Consider the following 19,008-nt stretch of genomic DNA (forward strand, 5'->3'; position numbering starts at 1 on the left):
TTGACTGACGTTCTTATTATTTACTTCTTAGCTCTAACCCGCTGCAAAGTATTATTTGATAGCAGGTATAAATATTCGTCTTTAACTGGTTTACCCAAGATGTCTGATAAAGCAATTCCATAGATATTTACCTGACCACGATACTGGTCAATGATCTTCTTGACACTTTCATCCGGCTTCTTCGGATTAACGAAATCGGTTTTGTAATCAAACAGAACGGGTCCATCGTCTAAATCAAGATAACCATCAATAATTCCGTGGACCAACAACTTTTGTTTTGAATCGTTTTCAAACTCAGAGAAAATTTGATCGGCCGAGACCAGCAGCGAAAACGGAACTTCCCGATGAAGTTGATCGGGATGAGCCTTAATTAGTTTGCCTAGGTCACTTTGATAAAACTCGACAACCGAATCAACGTTGACCTTTTTGGCAACCTCCGGCGTAATTAACTTATCATTAACCAACTGTGCCAAGAGTTCTGAAACCGTCTCGTGATTAACCGGTTCTTTGACGTTAATCTTCTGCAAAATCAGATGCGTTGCCGTTCCAATCTCCATCGAGTTGGGTTGTCCGACCGATTGCATAAACTGCGGCTGCATAAACGTTGAGTTATTGTATCGCGTTCGCCTTAAAATCATGTTGCGACTTTCGGCGACACTTCCCAGTTGAATGTTGTCCGGATCATCAAACAATCGTTTGATTTCCGAAACGGACTGATAGGCCGTGGTGGTAGTGGCTGCTTTGTATGGATATTTGAACCCCATAATCTGCTTAATTTGTGATTGATCAATTTGATCAGCTGGAAGTTCCTGTTCCTCTGTGGTCGACTTTGTTTCGGTCGTCCCAGGTTGCTTCAAATCCTTCGCCGTCACAAATTCAACCTTAAAGTTCGTCGGATCCTTCGCCAAAACGTGGGTGGCATCAACTTTTCCGCGGTCCTGATAGTAGTTTGGATGACGAGCAAGGGCCGCCCCAATCCAGTCCATAAAGTTATTCGCACTACTTCTCGTGGACTGATTTAGGACCAGGTCTGAACTCTGATAGGCGCGCTCCCACTTCTTGGTCTCATCTTCGACCGACTTCTTGTTCTTAACAATCCCAGTGATGTAGAGTTGTTGCTCAGCCCGCGTCAGCGCAACGTACAACTGCCGCATCTCTTCGGCTAACATACTGTTGTACTCTAAATCATTAATGGCCACGTACTGCAAACTGGGCAAAAGTTCATGCTTTCTTTGGTCTAAGTATTTAACCCCAATTCCCAATTTATTATTGAAAATGTAGTTTCCCCGGCTGTCAGAGTTATTGAACTGTTTGGTAGCGTCCATCAAAAAGACCACCGGAAATTCCAGCCCTTTGCTACCGTGAATCGTCATGACGTGGACCGAGTCGGTCTCAATTTCTGCAGGGGCCTCCGCTAAATCGTCGTCCTTGTCCTGCAATCGTTTGACAAACTGCACGAAGGCAAATAAACCCTTAAAACTACTCTTTTCGTATTCAGCGGCCCGTTCGTATAAAGCGTGCAGGTTAGCCTGGCGCTTCTTTCCGGCTGGCATCCCACCAACGTAGTCCAAGAAACCAGTCACACTGTAAATGTGCCAGATCAAGTCTGAAAGCTCATGCTTTGTCGCAAAGTCCTTAAAATCATTCAGTTGATCCAAGAACAACTGCACTTTTTTGGAAACCAAATTACCAAATTCGGTTGGTTCCTGTGTCGGATAGTTGTGGTAGAAATCAAGAAGCGACGTGAAATAGTCACCGGTCTTGTGGTTAATTCGCAGATAAGCCATCTCATTTTCATCCATTCCCACGATCGGCGAACGCAGGACCGCCGCGAGCGGAATATCTTGATAGGGATTATCAATAATCTGTAAGAGTGACATCATAATCTGAACTTCAGTGGTTTTAAAGTAGCTCTCGCCACCATCAATTGAAAGTGGGATCTGTTTTTGGGCAAATTCTTTGGAAATATCTAAATTGTTCTTACGGGTTGGTTCCAAGATGGCAATATCACCGTAACGAATGTCACGCATCTCGTGCGTAGTCTTGTCGTAGATTTGCATCTTCTTTTTCATTAGGTCCTGAATTTGATCGGCCACCATTTTAACCTGACCTTCAGAACTACTGTCTGGTTCAAGGGTCAGATCGTCGTCATCATGGTCTGAATCATCAACGTACATCATGATATTGGCGTTTGATTGAACGTCGTCACCGTAGTAAGTGGCCCCGTACTTCAACTTGGCGTTGCCGGTATAGTTCATCTCACCAAGACCCCGGTCCATGATTTGAGAAAAGACTAAGTTGGTAAAGTCATCGACGTTTTTGGCTGAACGGAAATTATCGGCCAAAACGACCGCCGTATCCGGATTATCGGATTCTTGATAATTATCGAGTTTTTCTAGAAACATCCCCGGGTCAGCCAACCGGAAACGATAAATCGACTGCTTCACGTCACCCACCATGAACATGTTCTCGTGTTTCGGATTCTTCATGGCGTTTAAAATGGCGTCTTGCAGTCGGTTATTATCCTGATACTCATCAACCATGATTTCATTAAAGTAGTTCTGAAACTGATGTTGAATTTCAGGACTGTCCTTGCTGTTCCCAGTTAAAATGTTTAACGCAAAGTGTTCAATATCAATAAATTCGTAGGCGTGCTTTTGTTTTTTGACTTCAGCATAGCGCGTCGAAAACGTCTTAACGACGTCCACTAACTTGTTAACGATGGTTTCAGAATGATGAATCACATCCAGATTGTCAGCTTGTTTGGCAAAAAAGTACCGATTGGTAAGGTTCTTTTTGATCGTATCATCAGCATTTTTACGCAGTTCCATGGCTCGTTTCTTGAATTCTTTTTGGGAATCATCCACCTTTTTCCGAGACATGGTTCCCAGTTTAAAATCATGAAATACATCATAGAGAGCATCCCAGTCCGCCGTTTTCAACCGATCGTAAATCTGATTCAACTTTTTAATGTCAGCTTCAACCAAATCGGCCCGATCAGACATGGCACCGTTTAAAAATTCCTGACGGGACTGCTCAAGTAAACTAATGGCTTGCTTCATTTTGTTTTGAAGTTCTGGAAGGAGGTACTTCTGGTAAAACGCACTCCGAGTGATACTACCGTCCATTTGATACAAGCCTGAAAGCTTATCTAACCACGCTACTGGATCTCGATCAACGTTTGCGAAATCATAAAGTCCCAGAACCACGTCGGTTAAACCGTCGTCACCCCGATCACTTGAAAAATTGCGGGTTAATCTGGCAAATGACCCATCCTCATCCTCTCCGTACAGGTCTTCGCGCACGTCTTCCCAAACGGTATCCCGGAGCATCTCCAGCTCCGTTCGGTCGGCCAAAATCCGAAAGTTGGGATCTAGGTCAATGGCGTAGTAGTACTTCTGGACCAACCACTGACAAAAAGCATCCATCGTTGAAATTTGGGCCACTGACAACTTCCGAATTTGTTTGACCAAGTTTCGTTTTTGTGAATTATCACTGGTCTGATTAATTTGATCCTGGAGACCCTTTTTAATGCGGTCCTGCATCTCCTTAGCAGCCGCCTTCGTGAACGTCACAATCAACAGATGATCGACGTCAACGCCGTGTTCAACCTTATTTAGGACTCGTTGAACCAGCACTCGGGTTTTTCCCGAGCCAGCCGAGGCCGACACTAGCGCATTCCCCGGGAACTTTTCCGTAATAGCTTTTTCTTGTTCGGGGGTAAAATTCATACTATTATTCGCCATTATCACGTGCCTCCTTTCTTAAGAAGTCAATCACGTCCTTGTTGTTTCCCATGTCTTTCACAATTCGATAGTTATTTTCAGTTAATAATGGGTCAAACTGCATCACCGGTTTATAGGGAGAATAAATAATCTTGGATTGGTCTTTATACTGAGACGGTTCCAATTTAATGTTTCCGGCAAAAATCTGCTTACCGGCATTCTTAATCCGATCCTCAGTCCGTTTCAGTAGAAGGTCCAAGTCACGTGGTTCAACAATACTGGTCTTGACCGCATTACTGTATAAATCACCCTTACTGGTAAACTGATAGGGATAAATATTACCGGCATCGTCAACGTTATTGACCATGTCTTCTAACATACCATCGTTATTAACCAAGAGGCCCGTGTACTTATGAGCCTTCATCAATGCAGCTTCCCGCTGCTTCGGATCATCAAAATTCTTGACGTCCTGCGGTTTCAAAATCGGGTCAAAGATGTGCATGTAAAGCGCTCCCGCTAACTTCACCTTGTCAGTAGTAGACAGCTTGTCCTGATTTTGTAGCACCGCATCAAGGTAAGTCATCATCTGCATCCGCGTTCCGTCATAGGCTTCCGATAAATCAATCTTCTTTTCACCGGATTTATAGTCGACCACCCCGAGATACTCAGTCCCATCAATGAACATCTGGTCAATCCGGTCAATTCGGCCCCGCACGTTCACCGAGTGTTGACTGCCTAAATCAAAGTTCAGACCGTCAATGCCATTCGGTTTTCCGGGTTCACCAAAGATGACCTCGGTGTTTTTCGGTCGCATCTTGGTGTAATGGGACTGGTCTCTAAGTGCCGTCGCCATCTGGATCACAGTTTGAACTAACTGCCTAGCAATGTACTCCATCCGGTTGGAACTCTTCAGGATTTCGTACTGCAGGTTCGGGTCGTTTTCAATAATGGTATCAGTGATTTCAGTTACCATGTTTTTAATCTGTTCGTTGGTTAACTTAGTAATGTCAATGTGTTCGGCATTAATCTTCTTGACCAACTCATCAAGGGACTCGTGGTAGAACGTTCCCGTACTGCTGGGGTCAAGGTTAAACTCGTCTCGTTCTCTTAGTCGTAGTCCATACTTCAAAAAGTATTCGTACGGATCATAGTAGAATTCTTCTAGCTTAGAAATGGAGGTATTAATCGTGTTCCCGTACAGCCCCGTCACAATTTGTGGCTTCAAAGAAGCTGGCACGTTCTCATACTTCAGACTACCAAGTAACTTCTGCGTGATGGTCCGCATCGTTGGGTCATTTTCAAGGTTCGCTTTAATCTGATTCCAAGCTGGACTCAATTTTTTACCACTAACCTTAGCATCGAGTGCGGCCTTGACCAAGAACTTTAAGGTGGCACGCTTGGAACCAATGAACTGCCGAACATCGTTAGAATCAGATGCTGGCGTCCCACTTACATGTTGCTCTTTTAGGTTAAAGTGATCCCTAATTCTGGCGACGTACGGTGAGATGGACTGAGTCACGTCTTCCTTTCCGCCACCCAAGTTGTACGAAAAGACCAATTTATCAGATGGGGTCATGAAGGCTAAATAATTTAAGTAGGGTTCGTTGACCATTTGGGTCTCACTGTTGTCATTTAAATACTGGTCATCAGTAAAGTGATCATTCATCTGGTCACGATCAGCGTCGTTAAAAAGACTATTGTTTTCAATCGTGGCCGGCATACTATTGTCGTCAGCTCCCATTACAAAGGTCACTTTTTTATCGTTCAATTGGACTAGTCCGGTTTCAGAAATCGTGACCTGATCCAAGGTTGATGGAATCTGGGAGTACGAAGCCCCTTCAAAACCAGCCTTTAAGAGGTCCAGGAAGGTGTCCATTTCAAAGGGATGATCACCCAAAAAAGTCACAAAGTCGTCCAGTAAACCACACAGCGTGTTCCAAACTTGTTCCGACTGACCAGCTTCCTGTAAGTCACCACGTTCAGTGGCATGATCCTGCCAGTGTTTTAGTTCATTAATCACACCATTTTCATCCAAAAATTGGTACAGCAGGTTGGCAGCATCTTTCCCCGTCTTGGCTTGCGCCATTTTCTTATAAAATGGTGGTAACGTTTCTTTTACAAAGTGGCGAATGACGTTGATGTCAGTGGAGATTTCCTTATTTCGATTTGACACAATGCCCGTATCGTTGTCAGAAACAGTGGCGTACTCCCAGTCTTCGTCCTGAGTCCAACATTTCCCCTCGTAGCCATTTTTTAGGACTAAATTTTCACACAACGAAAGACAGCGACGGTAACGATCAATGTTCATCGGCTTTCCGTCTTGATCCCTTGGCAGTAGTAATTCTGACTTTAGTAATCGCATCACATCGTCGTAGCGGTAATTCCGTTTCCGATCGGTACGATAGATGGAAAACAACGCGTCGATTAGTTCCACTAAGGGATGATTGTCCATGTGTTTCTGAATGTCCACGAAATACGGAATTTGTTGCATCTGAAAAATCGGGTCAATGACGTTTTGATACTTGTCTAGATGTCTAGTCACTACCATGAAATCGGAGTAACGAAAGCGTCCCGTGGCAACCATCTGACGAATCATGGTCGCAATGTTCATCAACTCGTCATAATTGGAATCAGCCCGAAAAAGTTCGAGGTCCGAGTTGCCATTTGTGTTCGGCGAAATTGGTGTCCCGACCTGGCTACTTGAAATCCAGTAGTCCTCTAGTTCCTTAATGCCATCACTACAACGACAGTCGCCCGCGTACTGATCGGTCATGATTTTGACCCCGCTTGCCTTAGCGTACTGGTACAACTGGTTGTACAGTCTTCCCGAACGCAAAAAGAAGGCCGAGTTATCGGGCATTTCATTTGGATACGAACGGTCCAAGTTGAGGTCAATCGTGATGTCTTTGGCCTTATCAATCAACGTTTTGACGATGTCTAGTTCCGAAGCAGAAAATTGGGAGAAACCACTGATGTAAAAATGCATCTGGGACAGGTCGGTGTTTAGTAGGTACTGGTTTAACATTGTCAAAGTCTGTGAACTATAGACGTATTTTCCGTCCGTTTTTTTCAAGAATTCGCGATAAATCACGCTAATGTCTTTCAGTTTTCCCTGTAATTCGGGATTAATCGTTCCAGGATCAAGATCAGCAATCTTATCCAACGTATCGGGGTCAATCTTGCCCTGCTGCAGTTCGTTAATCTGATCAGCCACCTGCGAAATAAATCCTGGTTGAGCTCCCTCGCCCTTAAATACGGATAATTGTTCCTGTTGATTTTCAATAATCTGGAAAATGATCATGTTGATGGCATCTTTTGAAAGCCGAGGTAGTTGGTACTCCTTACTGTTACCGAGAAAATACCACATCAATCGTGAAAAGGAAAAGACCTGGACCCGTGTCTCAGCAAACGTGCTCTGCTGCTTATGATTCAATTGTTTCAGCGTCCCTAGTTCGGACTCAAACTTAATATGGTTCGGTACCAAATAAAAATATGCATCGTGTGGATGCTGCTGCATGGACTGATCAAGATTTCCGACCACTTTTTTAAAATGGTCGTTACTGGCTTTGCCTAAGACAAATTGTAGTGCCATTATGCTTTCCTTTCTGAACGCTCCTCAATGAGTGCTTGTGACTGATTGATAAATTTCTCGTTCACGATTGCGTCAATTACAAAATGTGCAACCGTTTCATGGGAAACGTCTCCAACTGGAACGGACTTTCCTTCTTCAATCGTATGACCATCGTTGTGTTTGGTATTAACTACGTTAACCAAGCGAAAAACAGTGTAGGGGATTTCCGATTCATCAATGACTTTTATGGCATACTGTTGCTGCTTTAAAAATTCAGAGACGTCATCGACTCCCGGATAATCAAGTTTTCCGTCAACTTCTTTGTCAATGCCTGCTACCGAAAGAAAAATAACTCGTTCTAGTTGAAAGCGGTGCGAATAAATCACGGAAAACAACGCTTCCATGTCCAAATCGACGTCCATCGGTCCCAGAAAAGAAACCACGATATCAACATCCTTTAAGTGTCCCTGATACGTCCGTTCCTTAGTAAAATCGCCCGCGGTAATCTCAAAAACCTGAAATTTATTACTTCTATTAAAATAGTTAAAGACCATTTGTTCGGCCGGAGTATTTCCTAATAATAAAATCTTCTTCATCTCTAAAACTCCATTCATACTCTAATTCTAACAAACATGTCAACGGACGTTAATGCACGATTTTTGCCTTGTAATTAGTATCGTTCGTGATTTGACACATTTTAACTTTGTGTTATCCTATTATCGTAATTCGTTTTTGAAAAACCGAATATTAATTTGATAGGAGTTGTGGAAATGGCTAATCGAATTGCCTCGTTTTTTCACTTTCAGGAATTAGGAACTAACTTCACCCGTGAAACGGTTGCGGGAGTTACGACCTTTGTTTCCATGGTGTACATTTTATTCGTAAACCCGAACGTTTTGGGTGCCGCAGGAATGGATAAAGGTGCCGTCTTTACGGCAACGGCCCTCGCCTCTGCCTTTGGCTGTTTCCTAATGGGAATCATCGCAAACTATCCGTTTGCATTATCCGCCAGTCTGGGGCTCAACGCCTTCTTTGCGTACTCCGTATGTATTGGGATGAAGATTCCATGGCAGACCGCACTAGCCGGCGTGTTTGTCGCTTCGATTCTTTTCGTCATCTTGACCTTGCTCAAGTTGCGAGAAAAAATCATTGATTCGATTCCATCCGACTTAAAGTCAGCCATTGCGGGTGGGATTGGTCTGTTCATTGCCTTTCTAGGATTGAACAATGGTGGGCTTGTGGTTGCCAATAAGTCAACGTTAGTTGGACTTGGTTCGTTCAGTAACCCACTCACTTTACTGACGGTTGCCGGCTTAGTCATCACCTTGTTCTTGATGGCCGCTAACGTTCCAGCCTCAATCTTCATTGGGATGGTTGCTTCAGCCGTAATTGGAGTCCTTTTCGGATTAATCAAAATGCCTACCGGAATCGTCTCAGCAGTTCCAAGCATTAAATCCACTTTCCTAGTAGGATTATTCAACGTTGACAAGATCAACACGCCCCAGTTAATTGTCGTCGTGCTGACGTTCCTTTTGGTAACCTTCTTTGATACCGCCGGAACGTTAGTTGGGTTAGCCGAACAGGCTGGTTACATGAAAAACAACAAGATTCCACGAATTGGCCGCGCTTTAGGTGCCGATTCGGTTACCATGCTGGTTGGTTCACTTCTAGGAACTTCCCCAATGGGAGCTTACGTTGAATCATCAGCCGGCATTGCGGTTGGTGGTCGTTCTGGTTTTACCGTCATTGTGACCGGAATTCTATTCTTGTTAGCGATGTTCTTCTCACCACTTTTGACCGTCATTACCAGTCAAGTCACTGCTCCAGCACTAATTATCGTTGGAATCTTGATGGCTAAATCGCTTGGAAACATTCACTGGAACAAGTTTGAAGTGGCAGCCCCAGCCTTTCTGATCGCGATTGGAATGCCACTGACGTACAGTATTTCTGACGGAATTGCGCTTGGTTTCATCGCCTATCCAATCACCATGATTGCCGCTAAACGTGGTAAAGAAGTCGGTTGGATGATGTATTCGTTAGCAATTATCTTCCTAGTCTTCTTATGGATCTTAAACATTAAATAACAAAAAGTCCCAAAATGAATTTAAAAGTTCATTTTGGGACTTTTTTAAGAAATGTTAATACTAAGTTTTTTACCTAACGCCGTCGCAATTTTTGAAAGCGTCTTTACACTAACGTTATCACCCTTTTCAACGCGGTTAACAGTTGACTGAGGAATTCTAGCCTTTTTAGCAAGTTCTCTTTGAGAATATCCCGCATCTTTCCGTGCTTTCATAACTGAAACAGCAACTTCTAATTTGCCTTCTTCTTTTTGAACCCTACTTCTAAAGCCGGGTTCTTTTTTATCTCTATCTAAGACATACTTTTCTAACTTATTCATTATATTCTCTCCTTATCAAGTATATATTTATTTTTTGTTCTTTTTCCACTTGCAAGATTTTTGGATCTTTTTCGTAATTATATAGATAAATAATTTTTTCAAAACAATTAAGCCAATTTCATTGTAACCGCTTCCGAATGGATTATACTCAAAGTGAGATCCGAGTTAGCTAACTGATTCTCATAGTTATTTGGTCACTAAAATTTAATTCAAGTTTATTTATAATAAGGGAGAGTTATTATGGCATACGAGACTGTAAATCCATTTAACAACGAAACAATTAAGACTTATCCAAACGCTACCGACGCAGAATTAGAGCAGGTGCTTAAAACTGACGAGGCACTTTATCAAAGTACTAAAAAGCAAGACATCAAAGAACGAGCTAAAATCCTTCACAACGTTGCCAAGGCTTTACGTGACAACAAGGACGATTTAGCTAAAACCGCTACCATTGAAATGGGCAAGTTGTTCCGCGAATCTCAAGGTGAAGTTGAACTTTGTGCCATCATTGCTGATTGGTTCGCCGACCACAGCGAAGAATTACTTCAACCAAAGGCCATCTCTTCAATTGTAACTGGTGAGGCTGAAGTTCACTACCATGCCCTTGGAACACTTGTAATGGTTGAACCCTGGAACTTTCCTTATTACCAAATTATGCGAGTCTTCGCTCCCAACTTTATGGTCGGAAACCCAATGATTTTAAAGGATGCATCCAACATTCCTGCTTCAGCTCAATTGTTTGCGGATGTTATTAAAAAAGCTGGCGCTCCAGAAGGTGCTTTAACCAACATGTTCCTGTCTTATGATCAAGTTACCAAGGCCATCGAAGACAAACGAGTTCAAGGAGTAGCTTTAACCGGATCAGAACGTGGTGGATCTTCAGTCGCTGAGGCTGCTGGTAAGAACCTCAAGAAAAACTCAATGGAACTGGGTGGAATGGATCCATTCCTGATTCTAGATGACGCTGATTTAGACAAAGCGGAAGACATTGCTTGGCGGGTTCGTCTCTATAACGACGGTCAGGTCTGCTGTTCTGACAAACGTTTCATCGTCATGGACAACGTCTACGACAAGTTTGTTGAGAAATTAAAGGAAGACTTCAGTAAGGTTAAAATGGGCGATCCAATGGACCCATCCACAACGCTTGCTCCAATGAATTCCAAGAAGGCTAAGGACAAACTTCAATCCCAAGTTGATGCCACCATTAAAGCGGGTGCTAATGTGGTTTATGGCAATGAACCAGTTGATCTCCCAGGTCAATTCTTCATGCCAACCATTCTCACCGATATCGACAAGTCTAACCCTGGTTACACCACTGAATTCTTTGGTCCAGTTGCTTCGGTCTACAAGGCCCACAGTGAACAAGAAGCCATTGACCTTGCAAACGACAACCCTTATGGACTAGGTGGGATTGTTTTCTCTGGCGATCCCCAACACGGCGCCAAGGTTGCCGACCAGATTGAAACCGGGATGGTCTTTGTTAACAACTTCCTCGCTTCCCTTCCAGCATTACCATTCGGTGGTGTGAAAGGCTCTGGCTACGGAAGAGAAATGAGTGACATTGGACAAATGGCCTTCGTCAATCAGCAATTGATCGTTACCGCTCAAGAACCAGATATGCATAACCTGGCAGGTGCACTGGTTGCCACTGACCCAGAAAAATAAATCAAACTAAGAATGAACTTAAATAATTCATCCTTTTTAATAAAGAAGAGCCTAGATCGTTTGATCTAGGCTCTTCTTTATTTTTAAATTTGAACGTTAGAGAATTGGTGACAACAAGCGGCTAAAGTGTTGCTTGAAGTTTAACCACCATGACTCTGATTCAAACATCTTTGTTGTTTGAAGGGTACTATTCTTCAAGTCCTCTTCAAAAATTGCTCCCATTTGTTTTCCAAATGCTTCATCGTAGGTAAATGAATTAATCTCGAAGTTTAGTTTAAAACTACGATAATCCATGTTAGCGGACCCAACTGAAACAATTTTATCATCAACGACCACCGTTTTAGCGTGCATGAACCCATTATTGTAGTAGTAAACTTTGACCCCCAGTTTGGTTAACTGACGTGCATAGTACTGGGTGGCACGGTATACGAACGGATGATCTGGCATGTCTGGCACAATGATTTGGACGTCAACGCCCGACATGGATGCAATCTTTAAAGCGTCCAAGACCGATGGGTCAGGGATTAAATATGGCGTAGTAATCTGGACCTTGTGTTTGGCCATCTCAATCATCTTAATGTAGCCGATCTTAATCTGTTCCATACTGGTATCAGGACCGCTGGAAACAATCTGCATCACCGCTTCACCGTCGGTATGAATGACTGGATAGTACTTCTTGATCATTTCGGGGTTGTTGGGATTAATTTGGAGTTTCCCATCAGTGGCGTTCCAATCCAAAATAAACTGGGACTGGAGTCCATAAATGGCGTTTCCGTGAATTCGAATTGAACAGTCCTGCCAATTGCCAAATTTCTTGCTCCAACCCATGTACTGGTCGCCGATGTTAAACCCACCGACGTAAGCATGCTCACCATCAATCACTAGAATCTTGTGGTGATCTCGAAAGTTAACCCGGAAATCAAAGAAATTAGAATGGGTGTGTAAAAATGGGTAAGCATGACCGCCCGCTTCAAACAGCGGCTTAAAGAACTTTTGTGTGGTTCCCATCGAACCCCATGAGTCATAGATGACCCGGACGTCAACGCCCTCTTTGGCCTTCTCAACCAATGCCGCTAGAACTTTTTTCCCAATTTTATCAGCATAAAAAGTGTAAAATTCCAGGTTAATGGAACTTTTCGCGTTCTTAATGTCGGAAAACATCTGATCCATCAACTTGTCGCCATTAGTGAAAACGTCGATTTTGTTGTTGTCATAGAGTGGCGAGGTATCAGAATTCATAAACATGCGAACCATGTTAGCTGACTCCCACGCAATCTGTTTTGATGGTGTGTCAGAATCTTTCGGCTTTTTAAGCATTGCTTTTTCTTCACTAAGTTCATGTCTCACGTGTTTTTTCACGCTACCCTTTAACCGGAAGAACTTACTCTTAGGTAGTTTTCTCCCAAAGAAAGCGTAGATAATGAAACCTAGTAATGGTAGAAATACCAGTACTAAAAGCCATGCCCACGTTGCGGCGATGTCTCGGGGTTGCCTGAACACGGTAATAATCGCAAAAATCGCATTACCGATGACGATAATGTGCCAAATTAACATCCAATCAATTGCCATTGTAGATCCTCCTAGGTTTTATACGTCTATAATACATAATTTTAAAAGACTTTGCTTACTTTTTTGCTAACGATGGATTAAAATGATATGTACTTCGCATGAAATAGCAGGTGATGAAAATGAATTCTTACTTTGTCCTTGGACTACATGGTGTGCATAGTTTTTCGATTCTTCATCGATTAGTCAACGCCTTAATTGCCAACCCGCAGGTCGCAACCGTGGTCTTTGCCGCCATAGTAATCGCGATCTTAGTCTATCAATTGTTTTTGAGAAAATAAAAGTGTTTCATAGTTGGCGATTAGTAAACATCGCTCACAACTACGGAACACTTTTTTATGTTTCATTTATATTTATAATGATGATTGATTGTATTTTGAACACGTTGGTTAATGATCAACAAGAACGCTAAATTTGAGAACGCCAATATTAGCATCGGAAAGTAATCGATGGGGAGACTAATTAGTACCAAAGATAACGATCCAAATATCATAAATTCAACGACGTACAATCCAATTTTTAAAAACCACTTCATCTTACTCTCCCACCTATTCTACTGCTTGTTTAATAATTATTGATGCAAATTATACAAGCAATATAAATCAGTGTCTACCGCTTAGTAGCGGTGTTTTTGAATTTTAACCCGCTGTTAAATGGATTGTAATAATGTATAATGTCACAAACAATTTTTCATGCCAAAACAACGAATGTAAATCTAAAAAAGAGGTAAATTACTGTGAAACGAACTTACGTTAAAACCAAAAATGGAATATTTACGTGTTTTTACCAATAACATTTTGTGACCAATAACCGTCCTAGCTATGCATCCCAATAACGATTCATTAAAGTATGAAGCCATTGTACTGGCAGCTGTATATCAATGCGACTGCTTTTTTATAATTATATATTATCATACGGAATAAAATAAGCCATAAAAAAACACCCTCCACATCAGAAGGATGTTAAATCAATTTTTATTGTAATGAATCCCATGGATCCAACTTGATTGGAGCCTTCTTCAGAACCTCTTTTTGGGTATGCTTTAAATAACTCTTCTTAACAACCACTTCGTAAACGAAATCCTGCATCCATTCGTCGGTCATCGCGAAGTAGCCGTCGTCTCCCACCTTTTTTCCCCAACTGTTTTCAACTTTCCATTTCGTTGGAACGTCGTTGATTAAATCAACACCGGTCAACGTCATGGCGTGGGAAACTTCAGCTTCGTGGTACTTGAGGCGTTCAGCCTTGGTCATGGTCATGTTTACATCAAATAAGGCAGATTGACGGTAGAGTTTGCTATCCAAGTAACCCTTTTGTCGGTTCATTTGATGCAAAACATCATTTCCAAACCAAACGGTCTCGCCATCTTTAAGTTGCTTAATGGCGGCTTCCTTCAGTTCGTCCATTGGGGCATTCAAGAACTCAATTGGCATGCCACCCTCAACGTTGTTTTGACTTGGAAGAGAATACATCTCATCCATCTTCTTATCAGGTGAATTGGTCAAAACGACGTAATCGTTTAAGTCAACGCCAATGTACTTGTCGTAAAATTGCTTGGGAGTCAAACCCTGGTCTAAATGATACTTCTTATCATCATCACGATATTCAAGGTCAAAGGTCTTTGGTGGAACACCAAATGAGTAAGCCGTCATGCGGTAGACCTCTGTCATCATTTTCTGTTTCATTTGGTTGATATCTTCGTCTGAGGCATCGGAATTAACCAAGTTTCTGAGGACCATCCCGTCGTGACGTAACTTTCGATCCATCACCTCATCGTAGTCGGTGGTGTCATCGGTGACGGCCGTTTCTGGAAAAGCCTCTTTGGGCATAACGCCGTACTTTTGGACCAGTGCCGCCGCCATGGCCCATTGACCACCGTCTTCACCTGGCATACTCAAATAAAAATCAACATCCCGGTCACTAGTGGGACGATCGGCCAGTGCAATCATCCGATCGTAAAACATGTTAGCCCGTTCAATCTTATCCCAGAAGAACAGGTAGTTTTGGGATAACTCAAAGTCTTTCTTGTTGTACTTGACCGCAAACTTATGTCTCAAGGTGTTTAACAATGAAAATAGCCAGCAGCGGCCACTGTGTTTCTGATTAGAAACCGTTCCCGTATCAATGTCAATTGAAAAGGTGCGGTTTAAGCGGACTGCGGTCTTAGGATCTTCAGAAGCTTTATCAATCCCGTTGGTCATGATGGCCCGTGAGATCACTTCATTTTTTGGTTGCACTTCCAGATCGGCCTGCATTTGATCAACGTCATCTGGTGTAATTGGGTGGTTAAATTCTGTCATTATTTTTGTCCTTTCTTTCGATTAATTAGTTAATTGTAATTCTAAGTCCCAACTAATCGTTTTACAAGCGAAGGGACTAAAAATTAGGATTCGTCATCCGCATCAGTTCGGGACCTCGGTTTACCAGTAGCATGCCCTTCCCGTTTTCAAACGACAGCCCCTCAAACTCGCGGTGACCGTCGGTAATAATCGTCCGGATGTCGCTGGTCTTGAGGTGGCCTAACTTATTGACCGGAATTCGCATGACCCCACCATTAGAAACGAGGTAAAGGTTATTATTCTGACCGTTATATGCCAGTGACTGGGGTACAATGCCAGGAGCGTGTCGGATTAACTGCGGAATTAGTTTGAACTTAGCTCCCCGTTCGTTAATCTGACCGCGATAAATCTTGACGGCCCCCCTTGGAGCGATGCCGTGATGAGTAATGCTGTAAAAATACGCCCGACCAGTTTTATCAAAGGCGAGGACCATTCCCATTGGAACCTTACCAGGAATGGTCGACTGAACCCGTGCTCTGACTTTTTGTTCTGGCTTTAAGGTGTCCATGTTCAGACGTTGGACAACCGGCTTAAACCCATTCTGGCTGATAAACCACATCTGTTTATTCTTAGGGTTATAGGCCATCGACTGCCCGTGCCCCGTGTGAAAGACGGGCCCAACCTTGATGGCGGCCAATTCGGTCTTACTATGACGAAACTTCCCCATGTAGCCTGGCAAGTCAAATCCCAGTTCGTTTAGCTTTTTTAAATCATAGCGCACCACGAACCCGGTGTTGGAGCCACCGTAGAAGGTGTACATAACGTACGCATACTGTCCGTGTAGCACCACACTCTGTGGATTACGCATCAGCCGGTGATTGCGGTCGTTCAAACGCGCGTGTCTACTGGTATAAGTAGGTAAAAAGTATTGGGTAACAAAGTCAGAATGACCGTCACCCCGAATCGTATGTAAAGTGTTCGGATAGTTCTCATCGGGTTTATAGGCCGATTCGTATGGATAATAGCCCCGTGAGTAATCCTTGTTGTCAACTACCTGATAGGCGTGTGCTTGTTTTGATGATTGGGTCTCATTTTGATTTGATTTCATAAATTCTAAAAGGTAAAAAATGACGACCAATCCAACAAAAAGCAGACACATCACAAATAAAAGCTTCTTCATCAATCCCTTCATATAATCCCCCAAAAATTAATTTAAATAAAAAGCTCATCATAAATATGATGAGCTTTTATTGATTTAATATCCTAATTCATTAATATTATACCGCTTTTGCTTGGTGGTACTCCATGGGAAGGTCTTGACAACCCCAACGACCTTCTTCTTTGGAACAAAGCCCCAGTAACGGCTATCGTTTGAGACGCTCCGGTGATCACCTAGAACGAAGTACTCACCTTTAGGTACTTTAACGGCACCCTTATTTTTAGGCCAGTTCTTGGATAAACTAGTTAGATCCCAGTCACCAGGCATCCGGTTGTAGTAAGTTCCCTGTTGCTGCTGACTCTTACTGATGTAATCCTGGTTAACCTTCTTGTTGTTAACGTAGATACTGCCACCCTTAAAGGCAACAGTATCACCAGGAAGTCCAATCACCCGCTTAACGTAGTCGGTGTTCGGGGCAGCGGTGGGATCCTCCCCCGCCGCATTAAACACGACGACACTTCGATGCTTAATCTTCGCCTGTCTGAAGACCATGATCCGTTCCCCATTTTCAAGGTTCGGCTGCATCGACGGTCCATCAACCTTGGCCAGCGTAAATAGATATTGTCTGATTATTAAGGCTAGGATCAGTCCAATCACAATCGGAATCACCCAACTCATGACGCTCTTAAAAAATTTCATTTCAGATTCTCCTCAATCATTATGTATAATTTTATTCTATCACTAATGATTTGTCAGGGATGAACTCCATCCCGAAAATTTCCTTTATATATTTAGTAAGTATACCTTATAATAGCAATTAGTGCGTCATTGATCGCAAATTTTTTACTAGGGATGAAAAAATGGAAACAAAGAAAAGTCATGTCATTTGGTTAGCGGTCCTCCTTGGGATCGTGAGCGCAACTGGTCCACTATCAATGGACCTATACATGCCGGCGCTCCCACAGATGATGGCAACGTTTCACACCAACGCCTCTATGATGCAACTAAGCATCACTGCTTGTCTGATTGGCCTGGCGGTTGGACAAGTCATCATCGGCCCCTTAAGTGACCATTATGGTAGAAAACCACTCCTAATTATCGGATTTCTTTTATTCAGCGTTTCATCTGCGATGATCGCATTCATCCCCAACGTATACGCGCTCATTAGTTTGAGACTGGTTCAGGGAATCGCAGGAGCGACCGGTCAGGTCATTTCTAGAGCCGTCGCCCGTGACATGTTTGCGGGAAAAATCCTGACCCGTTTTTATTCACTATTGACCGCCGTCAATGGCATCTTCCCAATTATTGCCCCCATCTTTGGTGGTTTAATCATCAAAATTACCGACTGGCAGGGAATCTTCCTCATCTTAGGGGTGATTGGGATTATTATTGTTTTCATGTGCCTCTTTGGCATTCCAGAAACGCTAACTCCTGCTAACCGGAGCACCGGTTCCCTTTTTCAATCCGAAGTGCAGATGTTTTACCTCCTAAAGGATCCCAAGTTTCTCCGCCTCGTATTAGCGACCGGACTGGTTTACGGGTCGCTATTTAGCTACATCTCTTCCTCTTCCTTTGTCTTTCAGAGTCAGTTCCACATGTCAGTCACCGGCTTCAGCTTCTTGTACGCCGTAAACGGTGTTGCCATTGGAATTGGCAGTGCGTTGCCGGGTCGCTTGGTAATGAAAACTGACTCCATTACCCTTTTAAAGCGATTCATTAAAGCCACCCTCATCACTAGTTTCATCCTGATTCTCAGTGCCATCTGGTTTAAAAACCTAGTAGTGGTTATTATTCTAGTCTTCATCATTCTCCTTTTTATCGGTGCGATGCTGACGTTGTCCACGACCGTCGCCATGAACGCTGCCAGTAAGAACGCCGGCAGTGCCTCAGCTCTTGTGGGTCTAACGCAAAACGCCATGGGTGGAATTGTTTCACCACTCGTTGGTATCATGGGTGAAAATACGTATTTGCCAATGGGACTCATCATTTTAATTGCCATGATTCTGATTAACTTATTGTTGGTCAGACCAAAAACTGTGAGAAAATAAAACGAAATCATTAATTTTTTCTGCAGGTTTTCTGCAGATTTATTCTATCAATAAGGAGAACACCCCCCATGCTCACCACCAAAAACAAACGCTTCGACTCCTTCTCACTTGTAGTCGGACTCTACTTTTTATTTGTTGCGTTCCTCCTATTTATCCGACCAATTGGCTCTTTAATCACCATTATGGCACTTGGAACCCTACTTGCCGGAATTTACCGTTACGTCCTGTACTATGAATTGTCCAACTATTTCAATGTGATTAATAAGACCCTAATTGTAACGGGAACGATTGAACTCGTAATCAGTATCATCTTGTTTTTTCATCAGTTACTAAACTTTCACGTGGTCCTGATCTTAATATTTACCTTGATCATCGTGGACTCCCTCACCGAACTTTTAACGGTCAAATTCATCCCTAAGGTTCGGAAGTGGTACCACTCAGTCGTGATTGGCCTCGGGATTTTGGGCATTATCGTTTCAGTGGCCCTCACCATTCTGTCGTTTGTCTCCACCTCAGAAACGGTCATCTTATTGGCCTTGTTCTTCGTCGCCGATGGCATCGTCATTGCCGTTCGAGCATTTTAAGGAGTGAATT

The 19,008-nt window shown here is 43.0% G+C and carries 13 protein-coding genes; 5 read left to right on the plus strand and 8 right to left on the minus strand.

The genetic code is table 11. The features are described 5' to 3' along the window. Positions 1 to 20: 20 nt before the first annotated feature. From addA to AC6UDC_RS00115, 3 genes are read right to left on the minus strand one after another with little or no spacing between them, the layout of a single operon-like run. Complete coding sequence (gene addA / locus AC6UDC_RS00105) at positions 21 to 3,746, minus strand: helicase-exonuclease AddAB subunit AddA (protein WP_500720632.1); 3,726 nt, start codon at positions 3,744 to 3,746, stop codon at positions 21 to 23. Further along, positions 3,736 to 7,317, minus strand: coding sequence for a PD-(D/E)XK nuclease family protein (locus tag AC6UDC_RS00110; RefSeq protein WP_500720634.1), 3,582 nt, complete (start codon positions 7,315 to 7,317; stop codon positions 3,736 to 3,738). The genes addA and AC6UDC_RS00110 overlap by 11 nt, the downstream gene beginning before the upstream one ends. Further along, on the minus strand, positions 7,317 to 7,892 hold the full coding sequence (locus AC6UDC_RS00115; RefSeq protein ID WP_500720637.1) for an NAD(P)H-binding protein: 576 nt from the start codon (positions 7,890 to 7,892) through the stop codon (positions 7,317 to 7,319). Before AC6UDC_RS00115 ends, AC6UDC_RS00110 begins: the two co-directional genes overlap by 1 nt. Before the next feature lie 174 nt (positions 7,893 to 8,066). Here AC6UDC_RS00115 and AC6UDC_RS00120 point away from each other — a divergent pair, with 174 nt between their 5' ends. After that, complete coding sequence (locus AC6UDC_RS00120) at positions 8,067 to 9,380, plus strand: NCS2 family permease (protein WP_500701520.1); 1,314 nt, start codon at positions 8,067 to 8,069, stop codon at positions 9,378 to 9,380. Positions 9,381 to 9,424: 44 nt separating this feature from the next. Here the strand turns inward: AC6UDC_RS00120 and AC6UDC_RS00125 are convergent, their stop codons facing one another. Further along, positions 9,425 to 9,697: a helix-turn-helix domain-containing protein gene (locus AC6UDC_RS00125; RefSeq protein ID WP_500720639.1), complete on the minus strand. Its 273-nt coding sequence runs from the start codon at positions 9,695 to 9,697 to the stop codon at positions 9,425 to 9,427. A gap of 240 nt (positions 9,698 to 9,937) precedes the next feature. Here AC6UDC_RS00125 and AC6UDC_RS00130 point away from each other — a divergent pair, with 240 nt between their 5' ends. Then, on the plus strand, positions 9,938 to 11,362 hold the full coding sequence (locus AC6UDC_RS00130; protein ID WP_500720641.1) for an NAD-dependent succinate-semialdehyde dehydrogenase: 1,425 nt from the start codon (positions 9,938 to 9,940) through the stop codon (positions 11,360 to 11,362). A gap of 96 nt (positions 11,363 to 11,458) precedes the next feature. Here the strand turns inward: AC6UDC_RS00130 and cls are convergent, their stop codons facing one another. Continuing rightward, positions 11,459 to 12,931, minus strand: coding sequence for a cardiolipin synthase (cls, locus tag AC6UDC_RS00135; protein ID WP_500720643.1), 1,473 nt, complete (start codon positions 12,929 to 12,931; stop codon positions 11,459 to 11,461). A gap of 119 nt (positions 12,932 to 13,050) precedes the next feature. On the opposite strand from cls, the gene AC6UDC_RS00140 reads away from it, so the two are divergent. Then, positions 13,051 to 13,209 (plus strand): hypothetical protein, encoded by a 159-nt coding sequence (locus tag AC6UDC_RS00140; protein ID WP_500720645.1) that lies wholly within the window; start codon positions 13,051 to 13,053, stop codon positions 13,207 to 13,209. 693 nt (positions 13,210 to 13,902) lie between these two features. Here the strand turns inward: AC6UDC_RS00140 and AC6UDC_RS00145 are convergent. The 3 genes from AC6UDC_RS00145 to lepB form a co-directional block, all read right to left on the minus strand. Further along, positions 13,903 to 15,228 carry a C1 family peptidase gene (locus AC6UDC_RS00145; protein ID WP_500720647.1) on the minus strand — a complete coding sequence of 442 codons (1,326 nt, stop codon included), beginning with the start codon at positions 15,226 to 15,228 and terminating at the stop codon, positions 13,903 to 13,905. A gap of 76 nt (positions 15,229 to 15,304) precedes the next feature. Further along, entirely contained in the window at positions 15,305 to 16,399 is a 1,095-nt protein-coding gene (locus AC6UDC_RS00150; protein WP_500720649.1) for a hypothetical protein, read from the minus strand. 63 nt (positions 16,400 to 16,462) lie between these two features. Next, entirely contained in the window at positions 16,463 to 17,065 is a 603-nt protein-coding gene (lepB, locus tag AC6UDC_RS00155) for a signal peptidase I (RefSeq protein ID WP_500699744.1), read from the minus strand. 161 nt (positions 17,066 to 17,226) lie between these two features. On the opposite strand from lepB, the gene AC6UDC_RS00160 reads away from it, so the two are divergent. Together AC6UDC_RS00160 and AC6UDC_RS00165 are read left to right on the plus strand one after the other, a co-directional pair. Next, the gene (locus AC6UDC_RS00160) at positions 17,227 to 18,414 is read left to right on the plus strand and encodes a Bcr/CflA family efflux MFS transporter (protein ID WP_500720651.1); all 1,188 of its coding nucleotides are present in this window, start codon (positions 17,227 to 17,229) and stop codon (positions 18,412 to 18,414) included. A gap of 68 nt (positions 18,415 to 18,482) precedes the next feature. Next, entirely contained in the window at positions 18,483 to 18,998 is a 516-nt protein-coding gene (locus AC6UDC_RS00165) for a hypothetical protein (RefSeq protein ID WP_500720653.1), read from the plus strand. The last annotated feature ends 10 nt before the right edge of the window (positions 18,999 to 19,008 follow it).

The organism is Fructilactobacillus sp. X7R7C1 (assembly GCF_059901065.1).